Below are 20,323 nucleotides of genomic sequence, written 5' to 3'. Positions count from 1 at the left end.
TATGTCCGGTTTTGAAGCCGAGTACAAACGGTGACGTTTGTGCTTAGGTAACCAGCTCAAACTCCACGCACCTCTGGCAGCGCGGTATGGCTACCAAGTGTCGGTATTTGCACCGGGAGAACCTTATTCAGGCATCATTAATCCCCTCGACTTTATGAAGTCCCCTCAAGATTCGGTCATGGCTGGGGAAATCGGTCAGGTTATTAATAGAAATGCGAGTGCAGGCAATGGAAAAAGTGATGAGTTTTTCTCTAAAGCTGGAGACTTATTGGCTAAAGCACTCCTTCAATTAGTCAAGGGTTCTAGGTATCCAGACATGGCAATGCTCTATGCAATTTTGAGGTTGCCAAATTTGGTAAAGCGGATTGACTATGCGGTTCAATCCCGTCGAATCGATGAGTGGGTCGCTACCAGCTTCAACCAATTTTTGAGCGCTAAGGAAGCAGAAAAAACTATTTCAGGAATTCTGACTACGGCGGCCGGAACGTTCAGCAGTTTTATCCAAGCTGACCTGTTGCGAGCATTTTTGGGAAAGTCGGACATCCCAACGAAAATAGAAGGCCGACAGATGATTATTTTCAAATTAGATGACGAGCGGCGCTCCGTCGTGGGGCCTCTGTTAGCAGCCGCGATTCACCTCCTCGTTGTATCCAACTTAAGTCGCCCTCGGAAAGATCCACTGGTTATTTCACTCGATGAATTTCCCTCCATTCGATTGGATCGGATGCCGCAGTGGATTAACGAATATCGCTCGAATGGAGCTTGTTTCATTCTAGGAATTCAGAGTTTGGAACAACTGTACGAAGGGTACGGAGAGAAAATGGGGGCGGCGATCGCCTCTGCTTGCAGCACTCATATTTTATTCAATCCGGGTAACACTGATACTGCAAAAAAATACTCCGAACGCTACGGAGAAAAAGAAGTTTTGCTCAAAAGCAAGTCCACCAGCCGTTCAATGGGCGGCCAATCTCAAAGCAATCAATCTATTAGTTGGAACGAGTCGCTTCAAAAAATGCCGTTGTTTTCGGTGGACGAAATTTTGCGGTTCCCCCAGGGACGGTGTGTAATTACGAACCCCGGTTACAGTTCCGGCGGCGAGGGGTCAATTCCTTACGCGCTGACCATACCCATTCCCAAAGCCGATTTGCAGCGGCAAAGCGAGAGCGAGGCTCTCTGGGATACAGAGGTCAGGTTCCGGCTGGAGAGTCGGGTGCAACTTGCAAGTCTTGACCAGCTTACAGCCGCTTTGTACGATCGCATTGAGGAAGCAGAACGGATGCTGCCTCTGCCAGACGCCGGAGGTAACGTTCCATCCCAATCGCCGATGCCGCCAGCTTCAGGCAATAAATTTGGCTCTGACCCGCTAGACTCAGTTGTCAGTAAAACTGGGCGTTCTAGGCGGGTTTTTGCCACTGGCAGTATTGGCAAGCGCTAGCGGGCGTGTGGGAGCCAATGGAAAATTTTCCATTGGCCTTAACCTAGAAGTTGGGCTCAATTCGGATAGCAACAGCCGCGATCGCATTCTGAGCGGCTGCGACAATAGTTTCTAAATCTCTACCTCTGGAATTCCCTCAATGTCGAAATGAGTTAGGGACGCGCAAGCAGGCGGTGATGTTCTTCGAGCAGCAACAGGCCATCTCGCCTGTCCTGCCAGCGCGGACGCGAGCCAGTCTTTCGCCTGCGCGTGTTGCCGGCTGTCCCAACTGATTTCATGCCTCGTCCCCGGATGGGCGGGGTGCAGTGCTAACACGGTTAGCTTGATATTTTCTGGCGACAGCGAGAGAGATTCGGCTGCTGTCCACAATTTTACTCGGTCAGACCAATTTAATGCAGGATGGCGGATTGCCCATTCAATTAAATGGACGGATTGACGTTCAAGAAAAGCTGCATTGGCGTTGATTTGTACGCATACATCTTTATTAAGCCTAGCGCTAAACTGAGTATCGACTAAGAATGTAGGAGGTTCCCATTCAAATACCTCTGGAAATAGCAAACTAACTTCCATAATCCACTTATCCACTTTTGGCTCCGCAAGTAGCAGCGGTTCAGTGGGGAGTTTCAAGAAAGTTTGTTTCATTATTAGTTGAAATTCCTCTTGTTTCAATTCAATGGGAACTGTTAGTTGTGTCGGATTGGCTAAAAAATTTAAATCAGTGAGGGTGATTAATTGCATAGGTGGGTAAGACAGTTACAGCCTACCCAGAGGGCGCGACGCTAGTCGCCTGGATGCTATTTATTGATAATGAACATTTTGGTTATCAAATATTTATAAATAAGAGTTGAGCGACCTCAAGAAAAATACTCACGGGCGATCGCCACTTGAGAGGGTTTCGAGTACAGGGAACTTCAGTTTAAGGGCGATGTCTCAATGCCTGCGACTACGCCATTGCTGCCCAGGAACATTGTTAATAACCCTCTCAAGCAGTCATCATGCTTGTCGAGGTTAAGGAGCCTCAACGATTGACCTATCAAGGTTTCAGAGGCGTTGTCACCCGCGTCAGACCCGGAAGCGAAAAAACGAGCCAAACAGTTATAGGTTGCACTGCTCGGCTATGGTAGCGACGAGTTAAACTGCGACGCAGCAGCACTCAATACTGTGCGATCGCACATTCAAACTCATTGGCAAACAGATCATCGGTTAGTTTCAGTAAAAAGGAACCTTACTACAAAGCCTGCTCGATCGCCCGCCGCGCCAATTCCACCTGTTCCACAGCATCCAGATAAGCTAGCGCTGCAGCATCCCAAACCACTTTTCTCTGCATCCTGTTCAAGACGATTTTCCCAAACTCGTACACCGTGCCGAAGCTTTGCAGCCTAAGAATTCGCTCAGCTATTGAGCAAAAACTCGGCGTTGGGTTCAATATCGCCACCACATCTGATTGAAGGAGCGACACCACCTCTGAACCCATATCGACTTTCAAAGTCGCTCCAACCTCCACAATCCGGCCCCAAAATCCATTCCACTTCCTTTCCGCTATTTTTTCAGTAGGAATAAAAGGAATTTTGACCATGACCCATGCCCCCGCGCTGTCTGAACCAAAGCGCGTTTTGACTCCCTCACCCGTAATTGGTTCGCAAGGAGTGCAAGTTTTACATTCTCCACCGCAATCGCTTTCTTGAACCGGCTCGCTACTAATGCTGCCCTCGGTTTTCTTCGAGGCGGAAGATTTTCTCAAAGCACCCTTAATCAGAGCTTTAGCTTGTTTCGGGGTTTTCGCTGCTCCCGACGAGATCGCAGCCAACGCCACTACTCGCTTGTCCTCTTGCATCTTCGCAAGTTGATACCCCACATCTATGCTGTGGTCATTAATAATGTCCAACCACTTTGCAGCCAATTCGGGGCGATCTTTCTTGAGCTCGTCGGCTGCTTTGACGGCAATGCGCCCTTTCCTGTAGTTCCTGCCGCACCCTAAGCCGACTATAGCCGCCACAATATTTTCCGTCAGTTCCATTTCCCTTGGAGTCAGACCCAAGTCGATCGGGTTCAATGGAAAATTTTCCATCAGCGGTTGCTGGTTGTCCGACGGCTGCTCTGCTGAGTCAGCAGCTTGGTGGGGAGCTTTCTTGGCAGCATGTCTGTTCCTCAGCTCTCTAGCTATAGGCTCCACAACAATTCCTTCCCGAATTCTCTGTACTGGACTTTGGTGGCGGTGGCGGTTTTCTGCCACCAAGACGAAGAGCTCGTCATCTTCAGTCTGGAAGTGGCAGACAATAACTGGGACAGACTTCCAGCCCAGCGCTGCTAGCGCCCTCCACCGCCGATGGCCGCTAACGATCGTGCCATCTGTTTTGACGGTCAGCGGTTGGACGTAGCCTTTGAGTTGGATCAACTCTACCAGGTCAGCAATACTTTCGGTGCACCCGTAAATTTCCTCATTGCGAGGGTGAGGCTTGAGTTGGTCAAGACCAATATGCTGAATCGCGTCGCTGACTGAGAGCGACACAGTTTCATTTTTATTCATTTGGATAGCCCTGGTTGTTTATTTGGGGATTGGGGCTTTGTACCTTTGCCTGCTAAACCCAATAAGGTTTCCTAACAGAAAGTTGGGGTTATTCTCTGTCGGGGCGGCGCGGGCTGTATCGGCAGGTCGCCTTCACTGTCAAAAGGTTCCCTGCTTTTACATTCTTAAGAATAGCATATTTCTTAAACTAGCAATGCGCTACATTATGGTATAAGAAAAGACTATTATGTTTAACACTTTTTAAACAATTATTAATTATTATGATAGCGTATATGAGAAAAGTGGAGAAGGAATTAAAATTAATTATAACAGAGCCTTTATCACGTTGTATTTCAAAATTAAAATTACTACAAACATAATGTCTGTTGGATACTTTAGCCCATTTCTTACGAATTTTTCCACATTTAGGGCATCTCTGTGAGGGTTTTATTTTTTGAGTAGCAAGCATTAACATTGGAGTGACTTTAGTTTAATTAATAAGTTTTATAATGTGTTTTGGTAAAAAAATAAAAAATTCCCCCGTTTAACTTCTTGCATTAGTTAAACAAGGGGAATGAACACTCGCGATCGCCCCTACATCACTTCTACATCACTTCTACATCACTTCTACATCACTTCTACATCGCCCCTACATCGCTTCTACTTCGCGCTTGCTTGCTTTCTTACGAGGAAACAGTTGGGCGATCGCCAGAATTGCAGGCAACATGGAATCCCCTTTACGCCCAAGCTTCAGCGAACCCTCTAAGTCAAGCAACAGGGACACCGCAGACGAAAGGGATGTTAGAGAAGCAGCAGCTACTTCTTTTTTCAGAAAGTACACTCGCTTCGGGTTGGCAATTTGACAAATCCGGGCAATTTCAGCGTCTTGCTTAACTCCTCCAACTATCGCCGCTTTCACCCACAACCAAGTTCTAAATTGAGCAATCAGCGTCGCACAAATCGCCAGCGGGAAAGTTTCTATTGCCAAAAGGTCAAGCAGCAAATAGACTGCTCTCTTAGAGTTATTTTCCCTCAGCGCTTCGGCAAGCTGAAGGCTATTTTGAGTGGTTGAAGGAACCAGCGATCGCACTTGGTTTAAAGTAAGGTTCGCGCCGCTGCTCAGGGTCGCCAACTTGTGCAGTTCTGATTCAGCGCGAGCAGGATTGTTGCCGATCGCAACCGCCAAATAATCAATAGCATTTGAGTTCAGCGATAGCCCTATTGCCAAAGCTTGAGTTCGGATCGATCGGGCAATGAGATCCGTTCGCCAGGGGGGAATAAGGTCGAACTCGAACAGCTTAGCTTGAGAAAGCAGAAATTTTGCCACCTTCAGGCGTTTGTCAATGGAAGGCGCTACAAAAACCAGGTGCGTCTTTTGCGGCACCTGCGGGAGCAACTGGAGAACCTCCAGCGCTTCTTCAGTAAACTGTTTGAAATTACACCCTTCTACCACCACTAACTTTGCTTTTTCCGTTCCCAAGGCGGGAGTCAGGGCGCAGTCAACCGCCTCATTCAATGCCGAAGCATCAAAGCGGTGATAATTGAAGCCAATCCAAGCGGGGTCGAGGTTCTTTTTAAAGGCAGAAAGCTTTTTGTGAATCGCGTGGAGGTCATCCCCTATCAGCAAGCTAATCATGGGTTTTTCTCCTCGAACGACACAAGATAGCGGACGCCCGTTGCAGCCAGAAATATCTTCTGCACCTTAGCCGCGTTCCGGTTGAACTTGTCCAGGTATTGGGCGGGCACGGCCAGCACCGCTTTCTTTTCCGTCAGTGCTACCAGGGAAGCGGCACAGAGTAAAGCACGGTTCTTCTCAGAAGTTGCTGAGAGCACTTTTTCCCAAATGGCTCGCTCGAAGGAACGAGGATCTCGCAACTTGGAGGAGGTGGGCAGCTTCTGGGTGCGGTCGGGCTGCCTGGGGTTAGCAAGAGCGCTCTGTGTGGCGTGGGGTTTTAATTGTGGCACCTTTGCCAATCCCAGCAAGCAGAGTTCCAGCCACAGCGTTGGGTGAGCGCTCTTGCTGAGCTGCCATTCCGAAGCCTGCAACTGTTCGAGACCAGCAGCGATCGCATTGCAGTCCCAAGCAGAGGCAATTTCCATCAGGGCCGAGTGCGAAATGCCGCTAACTAGCATCAGCGAACAGTCCGGCACGCTCGTTGCAAGCAACAAGTCCCGGTAGCAGGCTAGCAGCGACGCCAGCAGCATTTTAGGGCTTTTCCCGCTGTCAATGAGTTCGCGGGACAGTTGCAGCAGCTTCAGCGCGTTGCCGGTGCGGGTCGATTTCAAAATTGCAACTAAATCCGACTCCGGTATCCGCCCCGACAGCTCCAATACGTGAGAGCTGGTAATTTCCTCTCCTAATAAGCTCAACTGATCGAGCAACTGCAAGGCGTCCCTCATCCCGCCATTCGCGGCGCGGGCGATCGCAATTTTAGCGGCTTCGGCAATTGCAATTGACTCTTTCTCAGCTATCATTGTTAGCTGTTTGACAATGGCTGGGATTGGCAGCGATCGAAACAGAAACGTTTGACAGCGGCTGTTAATTGTTGGCAGCACTTTGTGTTGCTCTGTTGTACACAAGATGAACACTACATGATGCGGAGGTTCTTCCAAACATTTTAGAAGAGCGTTAAAAGCTTGGGAACTTAGGCAGTGAACTTCATCTAAAATAAACACTCGGTAGCGGCTGATAACTGGTGCGAAGTGCGATCGCTCGATCAGGGCGCGAGCGTCATCTACACCGTTGTGGGAAGCCGCGTCAATTTCAGCAACGTCTAAGCTGCTGCCTTTTTCAATCGAGCGGCAGGACTGGCACTTGCCGCACGGCTTTACTGTGGGTTTGTCTGCACTGGTGCAGTTGAGAGATTTAGCTAAAATGCGGGCCGTTGAAGTTTTGCCCGTTCCCCGTTCGCCGGCGAACAAGTAAGCCGGAGCAATTTTATTAGTTTTGACCGCATTGGAAAGTGTCCTTTGGATGTACTCCTGTCCGGCCAGTTCAGACAAGCTACGAGGGCGGTATTTTTGAGGCAATGCTGCGTACATGATTGAATAGTTAGGTGTAATTGTTTGCTGAGAATTAGAGTCCTATTTGCGGAGTTTGCACTCAGAAGAAGAGAGAAGTAAAAAACTCAATATTTTTACTTCTGCCAAGCGAGCCTTTTATGCAAAAGACATCATTCTTTGAAAATCGGCATTAACAAGTATTTGGCATCCATTAGGATGTTGGGCTTGGAGGGGTTGCCAGCAGGAACTAAAATGGCGGGACCGTCGCGCTGAGTGAGGTGCATTTGGAGTTGGGAACTAGCGATTGCTTTTGCACCTTCCAACAGGTATTTTATGTTGAATGAAATTGAAAAATTGCCGTCTGAGTTAACGTGCGCCGCCATCTGTTCCAAGCCGTTTCCAAATTCTCTGAAAAGCGACAGTGACACTTGCTGTGCTTCGCTATTAATGCGGATGCTGAGCGTTTTTTCTTTCTTGTCTGCCAGCACAGCAATTCTCTCTATAGCTTTGATGAAAGGTGCTTTTTCCAGCGTTACCTGATGTTGGAAATCCTGCTGCAATAAATCGGGATAAGCTGGGTATGTGCCTTCTAAACAGCGCGTTACTAAGCGCTGCGCTCCCCACCGGAATTCTATCAAAGCGCTCTCAGTGCTGTAAGAAAGCTCTACTGGGTCAGCGGATGTCCTGCTCGATAAAATTCGCTCCAGTTCGGCGAGCGATTTAGCTGGGACTGTAAGCTCTAGAGGCTGTGCAATTTCCGCTTGTTTCTTCTTAGAAAAACCTTGAATTGAAGTATTGAGGACAACCAAACGGTGGCCGTCTGTGGCAGCAAATTCGAGGCTATCTTGGCCGATTTTGAAGTAAACACCTGTCAGGATGTGCTTGCCTTCATCGGTAGCGGTGGCAAACAGTGACCCTTTCAGGCCTTCTTTCAACGTTTCAGCGGGGATGCAAATTGTTTGCGCTGTTTTTACTTCAGGAATGGCAGGGAATTCTTCACTCGAAAGCCCTCGAACTTGATAGCGACCGCAAGCAGCGATTAGGGTAGCAACTGGACTGTTGCTAACAGCCTCTGGCAAGGTAGCGCTATTCCCGCTATCTTCGCTATCTTCACCTTCGCGATTCAAGGCTTCGCGACTGACCAAAGTGATATCTCCGGGCGAGAATTTTCCGACAATATCGCTAAGTAGCCCGACAGGAATGGTCATGTCGCCGGGAGATATCACTTTGGCATCAAAGGAGGTTTGAATAGCCAAGCTCATGTCGAAGACTGTGAGTTGGACTCGCTGCGTTTTTTTGCAAGCGACCAAGAGGACATTTCCTAACACGGGGTGGGTGGGTTTTGCTGGGACAGCTTTGCTGACAAGTTCGAGATGGTTGGCTAAATTGTCTTGCGTGCAGACGAGCTTAATTTCTGCTGGCAAAAGCTGGGGAGAATCGCCTGCGCTATTGGAAGAATTGCGATCGGATTTTTCTTCTAGTTTTGGTTCATCTTCGACCAAAGGTTCGGTTCGTTCTAAGGGAACACTTGCCTTGGGTTTTCTTTTGGAAAATCCGCTCTCTTTTTTTCGGTTTTTAGCTGTCGCGGTGCGGGATTTGGTTTGCATCTTCGTGCGTTCAAATAGCTGCTAAGCGGGGGCAGCGCTAGCTGCCCGGAGAATAGCTCGCACGACTCAGCTTGTCACTCGATTTTAGATATAAGATTATTGAAAGAAAGCTAATTCTGATAAATCAGCATTCATAGTAGGAATTAACAAAGTCCGATCGAGATATTTATTGCCCCGTTCGCAGGATGTTTCAGGACTAAACAAACAAGCATGACAAGCCGCCCAATGCAAAGAAGTTGTATTTTGTAAAGGGCTGTGTTCTGCACATAAAGGGTCAGAAGCACATAAACCAATTTGTTCTAAAGCTCGGTCAATATGACGACCAAAAATACCCGGTTCACCTAAACTGACTAATCCCCCTAGCGTACCTTCGCTGTCTGGTGCGGCTGTATAAATCAAGACACCAGCCATTGGACCATTATCTTCATTCGGATCTTTTGAGTAAATGCGTTCCCGCAAACTAGCAGCATTATAACCGCATTCTATTACTAATTGTCGCATCAAAGCATGAGCGAAGGAATGAAGTAAAATATAACGAATACCGGGAAAATTAGTATCGGGATCTAAGGAACGCGCCCTGCGCCAACGACGATGCGCTTCAAAGCTTTGTTGTTCGTATTTTTTTAATCCAGGTGTACTGGATAACCATTTTTGTAATATTTGCTCTTGAAATTGCATAAAAATACCTTCGCCGCGCACTTCAGAAGCTGGCACCCATGTAGGTTCAGAACGACTCAAAGGAGCCCAGTATTCTTCGGGTAATTCTCCTGTTTCAGCATAGTCACCAGGGGATTCAATGCGGGTAAAACCAACTAAAGCACGAACTTCTCGCAAGCGTTCTACTAAGACAACTTTTTCAAAATAAGCTTCGTAGCCATCAGGGGCGGCGACGGGTGTTAACCAAAAGTCAGCGCTATTTAAACTGGTATCGGCATTAGAAAAAACTTGCCATTCTGGGGTTTTGATATCTTTCACATCGTGGCTTTCGGTTTCACCTGTTTCTTGACGTTTTTGTAAAATTTCTTTCCAGATTTCGGCATCTGAATATTTAGCAAATTCTTTGAGTTGACCGATTTGGCGGAAAGCAGCTAAAATGTCAATTGTAATAGCTTTTTCTAATACAGCCCAATGTTTATCAATTAGTTGTCCGAGTTGATTAATAGTAGTGGGAATCGAGAGCACGGAAAGGGTGATGGGAAACCAGCTATTTGATGCACCGAGTAAGATACTTTTCATTTGTTTGGTACATCCATCTTCTGCAAAGTTGCGTAAATGGGGATGGCGGCCGCGACATTGAGGCATATTCATTTTACCAAGTTCGCCAAAGGCATCGGACATTCGGCGAGATTTACCGCAACTATCGCATTTTACTTCAATATCAGTAGCAGAACCGGAGATGCCATATTCATAGAGACGCAGAGAACCTTTGCAATTACTGTTACCTCTATGAACGAAGTAGTGCCAGGGAAAATCATCTAAGTGTCCGTGTTGGCAAGCTACTAAAAATCTGGCAGGGATAACTGTTGGAGAAAATGTGCGACAATTACTGTGAATGTAGCGATTTTGGTCGGGTCGGTGGCGATCGCGTTTTAACTCAAATAGTCCCGATTTTAAAGGTGCAAGTAATCGACATTGGGGACAAACTACCCAGGTGGGGAAAGGTGAAACGGGAATGCCTACTTTGGCGCTTTCATCAAATAAGTTAGGGATGGTATTGTTTGATTCAGATATAGGCGGTGTTAGCAGTTTTTTGACTCGATCGCCGATTTCTTTTTGCACTGCTGCTAGTAACCGGGCTTCTCCTAATTCTGAGGCGTGAGTGAGTTCCCAATCATCTAATCCCATTACCATTGTTGATAAGTTGGGTAAATCTACAATAGAACCAATGCCTGAAGAGAATAAAATTTGGCTGGGTCGGAGTTCGCCGACTTTGTTTTTAGAAGGGAATTGATTTGTTGTCATCGTATTAACTAATATATGGTGAACTTAAGCGATAAGGTTTGTAGTAAGGACTTTAGTCCTTGGTAGAAGAAGGACTTCAGTCCTTACTACGAACCATTAATCGGGGGAGTTTCACTCATCGATCGGGCGGGACGATCGTCATCATCGGGAATGCGATCGTCTAAAATTAATCCAATATTCGGTTCAACATTTCGCAAGGAATTTAAACAAGTAAACGATTGCCAATTGCTTTGTCCTGGTTGTTCTAATAATCCCATTGTCACTCCATCTTTTTTAGTCTGATATCCTAATATTTTTCCTCCCGTCGCATCCGCTGCTTCTGCCAACCAATAGTCTAATTTAGCTTCTAATTCCTGTTTTACTAAATCGCGGGTTTTAGTATCTCCTACTGCCGCAGCCCGATCGCAAATCGCATTAATAGCAGCTTCCACATAAGGATGGTGGCGAGAAACCCTGCCTGCTTTATCATTAGCGTTTAATTCGCTACCTGCCAAACGCACTAAAGAAACGAATAAAGCAGCTAACCCTCGATCGATGGCGCGGGGGGCAAAAGGTGTAATTGAGAGGGCTTCAACGTGCTGATAGAAGGTAGCATGATAATGTTCAAATTGCTCGTAATGAGACAAATCTCTCGGTCGCGCCCAGTTATAAACAGTAAATACTAAACCGGGGAAAGTTCGCCCTACCCGCGAGGTTGCTTGGATGTATTCAGCAGTGTTTTTGGGTTGACCTGTCACTACCATTACGCCTAAACGTTTTACGTCTACGCCAACAGAAATCATGTTAGTAGCTAGTAAAACATCTAACGGTTTGCGCTTGTTATTTTTGTTGGACTTCTCTGCGGAAAAAGGAGTTTCTAACCAATTTAATACGATCGGAATATCGGTAGAATTTTTGCGCGATGTCAATTCTTCTACTTCCAGTCTCAGGCGTTTGGCTAGCCCTCTGCGATCGGTTTTTCCTAAGCGAGATTGAATGTCATCATCCACTAAACGCCGAGTTCCTCCTAATTCCCGCATTGAATTAAAATAACCCACTAAGGTCATCCAAGGGTCAACCCGATCGCCATATTTTTCAAACAAATATTGAGAGGCTGCCAATACTGCCGTATAAACGCGAATTAATGCTGCTTTTAATCGCCTTCCCGTGGCACAAATCCCCAAATAACGCCGGCCGGGATAATCCTCAGAAGGCGGACGCTGGCAGGAAAAAAAGTTATCTTCAATATCTAATCCTTGGGGGGGAAAAACTTGCACTTGGCGCAAAAATAGGTTATGCACTTGGTCGCGGGCTTGTCTAATTGTCGCAGTGGAAGCGATTACTTTGGGACGGACTATTTTACCGTTGACTTCCCAGGATGCAAGTCGATCGACTGCGGTTTCATACAGTCCGACTAGGGTTCCTAAAGGGCCGCTAATTAAGTGCAATTCATCTTGAATAATTAAGTCTGGCGGCCTCAAGGCATTAGTCGGAATAGTTTTAGCAGTAGGGAGTCCGTATTTACTGGGGTGAGAGTCTGCGTCTTCGATTTCAGGAGAACGAAAACCGTGACGGGTGCAATATCCGTCTACTTGCCCGAATAGCATTTGTACGGCACCATTCCAAGGCATTTGGGCGAATTTGTCAACAGTTGCTATCACTAATGTTGGCAAACGACGGTAGATTTCTTCATCTACAACTACAATGGGTAAACCTTCGGCGGGAGATTGTTTTTGGGTAAACAAACATTTGCCTAAAGCATCACCGCAGTAAATTAAAGTGCGTCCTTGTCCTTTGGCAAAGGATTCTACTTTAATATGTTGTTTGCCGGGGTCAATTTGAGAACCGCACCAAGGACAGTTAGTTAATTGATGGGGGGAACCGCTGCTAGTCGGTTGGTATTGTCCGAGTTTTTGTTTGAGAAATTCATTGCTTTGTTCGGTTCGGTTTGGTGTGGTTTTCATCCCTACCCACAACCCAATTCTAAACGGTTCTTTTCCCCATTTATTTTCATCTTGGCGGCGGATGTCTTCACAGGCACAAATTAAGGTTGTGGCGCGTTGAAATTGTTGTAATGTTAAGAGGCGGAGGGTGTAGCGCATCAGGACAGCAACCCCTGCTGCGCCGGAACGTCCGGCAATATTTCCTTGCAATCTTCTCAGTCCGATAGTATAAGCTGTTAATCCTAGATAGGCTTCGGTTTTACCGCCGCCGGTGGGGAACCAAAGTAAATCTGCGATCGCATCTGTGGGATGACACCGATCGGGGTGGTCTAATTCGGTGATACTGGGAAGATTTAGCAGGATAAAAGCTAACTGAAACGGTCGCCAGGTGCGATTCTTGGGAATATCAATATTATCCCATTCGCTGGCTTCGCCGCGCCGTTTATTTTCTGCATGAATTGAGTGAATCCGCTGTTTCCACATCGCGAGATTCATAAATTGGAACGCTTCAGCAGCCTGAGAATCTGTTTGTAATAACGTGATTCCTGCTTGAATCCGATCGCAAGTTATTTGACAATTTGCCAAGGCCGATTTTGCCGCATCCTGATAATCGCCTAAATCGGCGGTGGAGTCGGCAATTTTTGCAGTTTGTTGGGCAATCCATTCACTATAAGCAATAGTTAAAGAACTTAAAGCAGTTGATAAATCTGGAATTTCTGCTAGTTCTTTCATATCTAAAATTAATCCCGCCAGTTCCGGTATTTCTTCAATAGTTGGCGGCGTAGTTTGGGGTATTTCGTAAGCGGGGACGACTTTAGTAGCAAGGCGGATAGCCCGATGCTTTTTGCCGGCTTCCCCATCGCAATTTCCGCCTGCAAATTCCGCGTGTACGCCACTCCCGTGTCCGACGGCAAATTCTATGCAGTCGCGGTACTGCATCGCCATTGCTTGTTCTTCGGCAAATAATACGGGGTTGAGTTTACCGAGTTGGCGTTTCAGCCGCCGTTTAATGAAAATATCGGGATAATTGCGATCGGCAGATTCAACGCTTAATTCTGGTTGAAATAACCAAGCGCTATCGCGTCTGATTTCCGGTTCTTTTTGTCCGTTGACTAAGAAGAGAGTTACGATCCAATCTTGATGCTGTTGGCGAATTTGACCTTGAACGAATACTGCTTTTTCTGCATCAATTTGCCAAGGATCGATCGCGCCTGCTTTTAAGATAATATCCGGTGAAGTTCCTCGAATGGGGTAGCGCCGCCACAGGGTTTTTGCTTCACCGGTAGAAGTTTGGATGCTTTCGCTTTTCCCTTTTTCGTATTGTCCCCACCCAGCTTTTACTTTAATTGCTTTGGCATTTCCATCAACACAAAAAGTCATGCCAATTGCAGAGGGAAACATTTTCTCGGCGGGGGGAATGTTACTTTCGGTTGTGCCTTCTTCTAAAGTACCGCTACCGGAAACGGCTAATTCATCCATTTGTTCGGGCGTTTCTTCGAGTTCTTCGGGTACGATATGCCGATCGCTAGGTGCGATTAATCCGACGAGATAGCGATCGCTAACTCGCATTTCGTCTATTTCTTCATAGTCTCCCCCCGCAGGGCCGAGTAAATCATCTAATATTGCTTGTTCTAATTCTGCCCGAATTTGATAATAAGTTGGCGTTTCTAAAATAGAAGGATGATTGTTTCCACTATTTTGATTGGTATTCTTTTCAATATTTGGATGGGTATTGAAATAATGTACAACTTTTTGAGCAATGTTATCGGACATGGTAGGATTTTCTAAGTCGATGACATCGCTATCATCTAAGCTAAGACCCTTTAATAAAACTGCTAAATGTTGTTCGTTGGCAGAAATGACGCTACTCCAATCTAGTTGGGCGGCGCGATTTTTTAACTGTTCGTTAATCGCTGCGAGGTCTAAGTTGCCAGGTAGTATAGCAGGGAGTTGGATAATATTCATAACATTGCAATATTTCGTAATATTCATAAATTAGCAATTTAGCATTTTAGCATAATACCACATTTAAATACGTAGGGTGCGTCACGGCTACGCTTAACGCACCATCTTTCACTAAATGTGATAGTTTTAAATTGCACCTTTATATCAAATCGTCTATTGTGGCTAAGGATCGTTTTCATCAAGTTGTTAAGACTGCTCTTACTAAGGATGGGTGGAATGTTACTCACGATCCACTTAAAATTAAAGTGGGCGGTGTAGATATGGAAATTGACTTGGGGGCAGAACGATTACTGGCAGCAGAGCGAGGAAATGAGAAAATTGCGGTAGAAGTCAAAAGTTTTTTAGCTAGTGCATCGGCAATTTCTGAGTTTCATACAGCACTGGGGCAGTTTATTAACTATCGGGCTGCATTGCGTCGTGAAGAACCCGATCGCATTCTCTATTTAGCCATACCCGATTTAATCTATAACAGCTTCTTTCAACGTGATTTTCCAGCATCAATGCTGCAAGAAAATTCCGTAAAATTGATTATTTACGACATTGAACTGGAGCAAATTTCACAATGGAAAAACTAACGGATCGATTAACCAACTATCAGCAAATTGTACAGCAATTATTGATGGATTACGCAGAAATTAAGCCAGCTTATGGTGATATTGAAGTTGAAACTATCTTTGATACACAGCGAAATCACTATCAAATTGTGCATCTGGGTTGGCAGCATAAACGCTGGGTGCATGATTGTATAATACATCTTGATATTCGCAATGAGAAAATCTGGATTTTTTACAATTCAACAGAACATGATATTGCAGCAGATTTAGTCAATTTTGGTGTACCAAAACAAGATATTGTGTTAGGTTTTTATCCTCCTTTCATGCGGGAAATGAGTGATTATGCAGTGGGCTAAAAGTAGAATAAATTTCGTACTAAGCACTTTAGTGCTAGAGGGACTGAAGTCCCTACTACGAACATTTTACGTTTGTAGTAAGCACTTTAGTGCTAAAGGGACTGAAGTCCCTACTACGAACGTTTTACGTTTGTAGTAAGCACTTTAGTGCGAGAAGGACTGAAGTCCCTACTACGAACGTTGGTTTCATCTGCTAATCAAAACAAGCTTAACTGTCCCTCAGATGATACCTGTTTTTTAGCAGTTTTACCCCCACTTTTCCCCTTTTTCTTCCCTTTGTCGTGCAACCCTTGGGCGTCTTCTTCGGCGTAGCGTTCGTGATTCAGCAGCAAGAGTCTATCTAGCACTTCCCGCCGTGCGGTTTCGCTGATGGTGTAGCGCAATCCTTGTTTGGTTTCGTGGAAGTCATGCCCTAAGTCTATGTCTTGCCAACCGTAGGCGGCGGCGACGGCGTTATCCATTTCTACGTGCAATTCTCGCAGTTGTTGAATATCGGGGGCGGTTTCGTCTCTGTTGTGGAAGCGGTTGTAGGTTTTGGTTAATCCTTCTTGGCGAGAAAGCATGATGGATTGGCGGTGGGTGTAATATTTTTCGCCAATTTCTTCTAGGTTTGAGGTTGATGAGGGGAAGGGGAAGGTTTCAAAGCAATCTGATGCAGTATACTGCATATCATTTCGTAAGCTAGAGCTATACTCTCTTGCCCAAATTTCATGAATTGTTGACTGGATGAGCGCAAATGAGCAATTAGGGAAAAGGACTACCTTTTCGTTATATATCCAGCCTCTTGGTATATAAGCTATGGAGTGGATATTAGCAATTCTTGCTCTTGCTAATACCCTCTTCATATCTGCAATTACAGAATAAAGCTCGGGTCTTGTTCTGCTAAATTGCCACCAAAATTGTTTAAGTTTGCGACTATCAGGAGTATTTTTTAAAGCTTCTCGCTCAGGTTTGACTTTTTGTTCTACAATCGCTAAACAGTCTGGATAATCACTTGCATAGGGTGGTCCTTTAGGCTCATTTGGATCATCATTCTCAGCATCCAAAGGCCAGCATTTAAAGTTAATGACCCATCTACTCGGAGATTGATCGGGAGAAAAATTTAAATCTTGACCACCTAAATAAGGAAATAAAACCTCTTCATTCCGAGAATCTTTTTGGATTAAATACTTAGCTTCTTCATGTGTTAACAGAAAACCCATTCCATAAACGTCTGAACCTTTGAAGGATTTATCTATGTTAGTTACTAATTTATAAGGCTTTCCTATTGTATTGCCAGGAATTGTTAAAAATGATGTGATTCCTAATGCGCTTTTTTCATCTAGTATAAACTTACCTTTCCAAATCCCTTTATAAAGCCATACTTTAACAACTTCTAAACTAGCATTTCCAGGCCATTTTTTGCTAGAAACAGCACGAAAAATTAGACATTTTTTTGATACTAACTGATCTAAACCAACTTCACGACTATCTCCCTGAGTTAATGTATTCGTAGCTATTAGACCAAAACTAGCATTAATTTTAAGTATCTGTTCTCCTTTTAAAAAGAAGTAAGCACATAGATCAGCGGCACCTTTTTTCCCATCTGCTACTCTTTTTAAGAGAAATCCTCTGTAGTCTGTACCCAATATACCCGTGATCTTCCATCCACCCATAAACGGTGGATTTCCAACAATCGCATCAAATCCACCCCGTCCCTCACCCAAAAACACCTCTGGAAACTCCAACTCCCAGTGAAACGGGCGCAACTTTTCCAAATCTGGCAGCACCTGACGCACCTTTTCAGAAACACTCGCCCCATCCCGAAACACCGTTAACAGCGTTTGCCTTAACCCTTCTCGTTCCACATCAGACAAATCGTTAAAATAACTAGCAACCAGCAAATCGCAGCCATCGCGCAAATCATTGGCAACAGCATTTGCCTTCGCCAACAAATAAGCCTTTTCCGTTTGGTCTTGCGCCGTCATCCCAGGTTTCGCTGCAATTTGCCGCCGCAACTCAATAACCTGTTCAACCTCCCGGCGAATCTTATCCGCAAACAAAGCAGGCGTACCCGTCGTGTCCAAATTCCAGTAGCGCAACTGTTCCAAATTCACCCCAACTAGGGAATCCCCCCACTTGAAGGCATGATCTAAAAACGTAAACGGACGCGCTTTTGCTAATGTAATCAACCACAGCGATAACTTCGCCATCTCCACCGCCAGAGGATTTTTATCCACCCCGTAAAGACAGCGTTCCGCCACAATCCGCCGCGCCACCGTCAACCGTTCCTCGCTATCTTTCGGAATCGGACATTCATCAGGACGAAACTTAGATAAAGTCCCCTCCGGCGCAATCACTACCTTCCCCGGATTTTCCCGTTCCAACCCTTCCCACGCTTCCACCAAACGTTCCGCCAAATAGCGACAAGTCTGCACCAAAAACGCCCCACTCCCCATCGCCATATCGCAGACTTTGAGTTGCAGTAACTCCTTCGCTGACTTGAGCCGCCACTGTTCCTTCGGCTTCCCCTCTGCCACCCCTTCATAAACCAACGGTTCCAGGGTATATTGCACGATCGGCTCAGTTAAACTGCGCGGTGTATAATGCGTCCCCGTTTCCCGACGATTTGAACCTTGGGTGACGTAGACGCTGCCCTCTGGAATCACCATTGGGTACTCCAGCGTGTCCAGGCGAATCAATCCAGCAAACGGCAAAACGCGCTCATACAATTCCCCATCATTGTTGCAAGCCGCCCGCAACCGCTCCTGCACCCTTGACGAAATCTCCGCTGAGAGAGCCTTACGCAGCGCAGGAGGGGACTTGTTCGACTGCTCTTTGACAAATTTGACCAAATCCTCCTCGCCCTTGGCTTGCAGCCGTTCCAACTCCCGAAGCGCCACCTCAGGTTCCCGTTCCCGCGTCCCAATCAATCCTAAAACCGGAGACATTGCCCTGACTGCCGTATGGTCCAGCAAGCCTTCATAGACATGACCGATTTGCTCAATATCCAGCGCCCGAAACGAAAGCCGGCGCGGTTCCAGCATCCCGCCCACTCTAATTTGCAAAATTTGCAACGCTTCCAACAAATGCAACACAATCCGATTGTTCACCGGGATAGGTTCAGCAGAAATCTCCTGCCAGCGAGTTCCCCGCACTCGCCCCTCCAAAAACGGGAATCTGTCCGGGTCGAACAAACTGCCGCCATAGGCCGGAATATCCAGCAAATCGTGGCGAATTCCCCCATGCACAGCGCGAAACGTCGCCAACAACCGACACCACGCATCGCTGCGGCGTTCCAACACCTCCTCGCCAAACTTATCTGCATCGCTGCGCAACTTAGCGGAAATGGTAGAAACCGCATAATATTCGTGATAAAGCGCTTCTCCCCCCGCCGAAGGAATCAACTTCCGTTCCTCCGCTGAAAACAGAAACACCAGACGCATCATCACCGTCAGCGCCGCTTCGTAAAGCTGAGGTTCCGAAATATCTTGCAAAAGAGTGCGATTTCTATCTTGGTCGATGCGGTCTAACGCCTGTACCAGCACCTCCACCGCCCGCCGTACCTGATAACCCAATTGGTCAGTAACTTCTTGCTGGTCGCTAATACTTTGAATTAGCAAAGTTTCCAGTATTTCCGAGTCATCCACCCCAAAAAACCGCCTCACCCCCAACAAACTGCGAAACGCCCGCAGCGTCAAATGTTCTTCCAACCACAGCGTCCCGTACCAAGAAATAAAACCCGTGGTTTCACCTCTAGGCGCATTGACTAACATCCAATGTTCGCCATTAGTTACTAACCCCAACCGCACATTAGCAGCGTGCAATAATTCCATCATCCGAGTCGCGGGACTTGCTTTCCAGCGCTGTCCTGCCAAAGGTTTCTCCAAATCCTGTTCGGCAGGTACAATCTGAACTAATAGCCGGGGCGTCCCTGCATTAGGTGTTTCTTGAGGATTAACAATTACCCAATCCGGCCGCAGAGTTTCGCCCTGTTGTGCAACAGTGGTTTGCAACCCAGGCGGAATGCGCTGCCCTTCTAACAATACCTCCTCCGGCAATTCCAAAGTCTGCCGCAAAACAAATTCCACCCAAGCGCGATGAATCGCTTTTTCAGGACGCGCCCCGAGTTGATTATCCTGCCATTCTTCATAGGCTAACCGTAACAGCTTAAAATGTTCCGAGTCATGGGCATCTAACCCACTGGGAAACACTTTCAGCAATACCGGTAAACTTAAAAAAGGCCCGGAAGCTTCAACCAGAGATAACCATTCAGCGTGGTGACGTGCGGTAGACATGATGGGTAATGGGGAGTGGGGAGTGGGGAGTGGGGAGTCGGGAGTCGGAAGTGGGGAGTCGGGAGTCGGGAGTCGGGAGTCGGGAGTCGGGAGTCGGGTTTTTATTGCTGTTGAATGGCGCTGACTAAGATACCTAAAATTTTCTTGATATCCTTAATATAATATTCGCTTAGATCGATCGAAATTACTTTATCCTGTAACTTTAAAAATTGCCAAATCGTGCCGATGGTGATTACTCCATAAATACTTTTGATTTCATTTCCTTGTCGTTCATTAAATAACTGTGCTGCTACCATTTCCGCAATACACTGCGCCAACCCCGATTTTAAGTTTTCATTCTTCGTCTCCACCAGCGTAATTACCGGGGCGCGAACAAATAACTGTTCTTTCGATGAACTAATGATAAAATCACAAAAGCCATTTAAACCTTGTTGGACATCAACCGTAAAGTCCACCCCCGAAAATAAGCTAATTTGACCCTTAAATTTGCGCCTAATCTCTAACAAAACTGGACTAATAATCATTTCCGAACGCGCTTTTTCCGTATTAATCGCCACCGCCAAATCAACATTTTCACCGAGAATTGTCACCAGTAAATCGCTACATTCTGCTTCCGGTACATCCGCAAACATTCCCGACGCTTCATTCACCGTCAAACCAAACCGTTGACTTACTTCATTTAACTTAAAATCGCTGTATGCCATTTGCCTCACTCCTAAAAATTGATGATAAATTG

Annotated in this window: 12 protein-coding genes; 3 read left to right on the top strand and 9 right to left on the bottom strand. The window is 46.2% G+C overall.

Features of this window, described 5'->3' with window-relative positions:
• Positions 1-37: 37 nt before the first annotated feature.
• Positions 38-1,435 (top strand): type IV secretory system conjugative DNA transfer family protein, encoded by a 1,398-nt coding sequence (locus tag QT974_RS00605; protein WP_333466606.1) that lies wholly within the window; start codon positions 38-40, stop codon positions 1,433-1,435.
• 111 nt (positions 1,436-1,546) lie between these two features.
• Here the strand turns inward: QT974_RS00605 and QT974_RS00600 are convergent, their stop codons facing one another.
• The 7 genes from QT974_RS00600 to drmA form a co-directional block, all read right to left on the bottom strand.
• The gene (locus QT974_RS00600) at positions 1,547-2,173 is read right to left on the bottom strand and encodes a hypothetical protein (protein ID WP_333466605.1); all 627 of its coding nucleotides are present in this window, start codon (positions 2,171-2,173) and stop codon (positions 1,547-1,549) included.
• A 490-nt stretch (positions 2,174-2,663) separates the two neighbouring features.
• Positions 2,664-3,962 (bottom strand): ParB/RepB/Spo0J family partition protein, encoded by a 1,299-nt coding sequence (locus QT974_RS00595; protein WP_333466604.1) that lies wholly within the window; start codon positions 3,960-3,962, stop codon positions 2,664-2,666.
• A 628-nt stretch (positions 3,963-4,590) separates the two neighbouring features.
• A complete protein-coding gene (gene holA / locus QT974_RS00585) occupies positions 4,591-5,577 on the bottom strand; it encodes a DNA polymerase III subunit delta (RefSeq protein WP_333466603.1) in 987 nt (328 codons plus the stop codon).
• Positions 5,574-6,983 (bottom strand): DNA polymerase III subunit gamma/tau, encoded by a 1,410-nt coding sequence (gene dnaX, locus QT974_RS00580; RefSeq protein ID WP_333466602.1) that lies wholly within the window; start codon positions 6,981-6,983, stop codon positions 5,574-5,576. The genes holA and dnaX overlap by 4 nt, the downstream gene beginning before the upstream one ends.
• A 131-nt stretch (positions 6,984-7,114) precedes the next feature.
• Positions 7,115-8,551, bottom strand: a complete 1,437-nt coding sequence (gene dnaN, locus QT974_RS00575; protein ID WP_333466601.1) for a DNA polymerase III subunit beta — start codon at positions 8,549-8,551, stop codon at positions 7,115-7,117.
• A gap of 96 nt (positions 8,552-8,647) precedes the next feature.
• Positions 8,648-10,513: a DUF1998 domain-containing protein gene (locus tag QT974_RS00570; protein WP_333466600.1), complete on the bottom strand. Its 1,866-nt coding sequence runs from the start codon at positions 10,511-10,513 to the stop codon at positions 8,648-8,650.
• A gap of 86 nt (positions 10,514-10,599) precedes the next feature.
• Positions 10,600-14,400 (bottom strand): DISARM system helicase DrmA, encoded by a 3,801-nt coding sequence (gene drmA, locus QT974_RS00565; protein ID WP_333466599.1) that lies wholly within the window; start codon positions 14,398-14,400, stop codon positions 10,600-10,602.
• Between the two features lie 158 nt (positions 14,401-14,558).
• On the opposite strand from drmA, the gene QT974_RS00560 reads away from it, so the two are divergent.
• Positions 14,559-14,975, top strand: coding sequence for an element excision factor XisH family protein (locus QT974_RS00560; protein ID WP_332968503.1), 417 nt, complete (start codon positions 14,559-14,561; stop codon positions 14,973-14,975).
• Positions 14,963-15,310: a XisI protein gene (locus tag QT974_RS00555; RefSeq protein ID WP_333466598.1), complete on the top strand. Its 348-nt coding sequence runs from the start codon at positions 14,963-14,965 to the stop codon at positions 15,308-15,310. The genes QT974_RS00560 and QT974_RS00555 overlap by 13 nt, the downstream gene beginning before the upstream one ends.
• Positions 15,311-15,507: 197 nt before the next feature.
• Here the strand turns inward: QT974_RS00555 and QT974_RS00550 are convergent, their stop codons facing one another.
• Together QT974_RS00550 and QT974_RS00545 are read right to left on the bottom strand one after the other, a co-directional pair.
• Positions 15,508-19,587, bottom strand: coding sequence for an Eco57I restriction-modification methylase domain-containing protein (locus QT974_RS00550; protein ID WP_333466597.1), 4,080 nt, complete (start codon positions 19,585-19,587; stop codon positions 15,508-15,510).
• 101 nt (positions 19,588-19,688) lie between these two features.
• Positions 19,689-20,291 (bottom strand): hypothetical protein, encoded by a 603-nt coding sequence (locus QT974_RS00545; protein WP_333323168.1) that lies wholly within the window; start codon positions 20,289-20,291, stop codon positions 19,689-19,691.
• Between the last annotated feature and the right edge of the window lie 32 nt (positions 20,292-20,323).

Origin of the sequence: Microcoleus sp. BM001215392, from assembly GCF_036700185.1 — a bacterium.
Taxonomy (GTDB): Bacteria; Cyanobacteriota; Cyanobacteriia; order Cyanobacteriales; family Microcoleaceae; genus Microcoleus.
The sequence above is the reverse complement of the archived record's forward strand: the minus strand, read 5'-3'. Positions and strand labels throughout refer to the sequence as shown.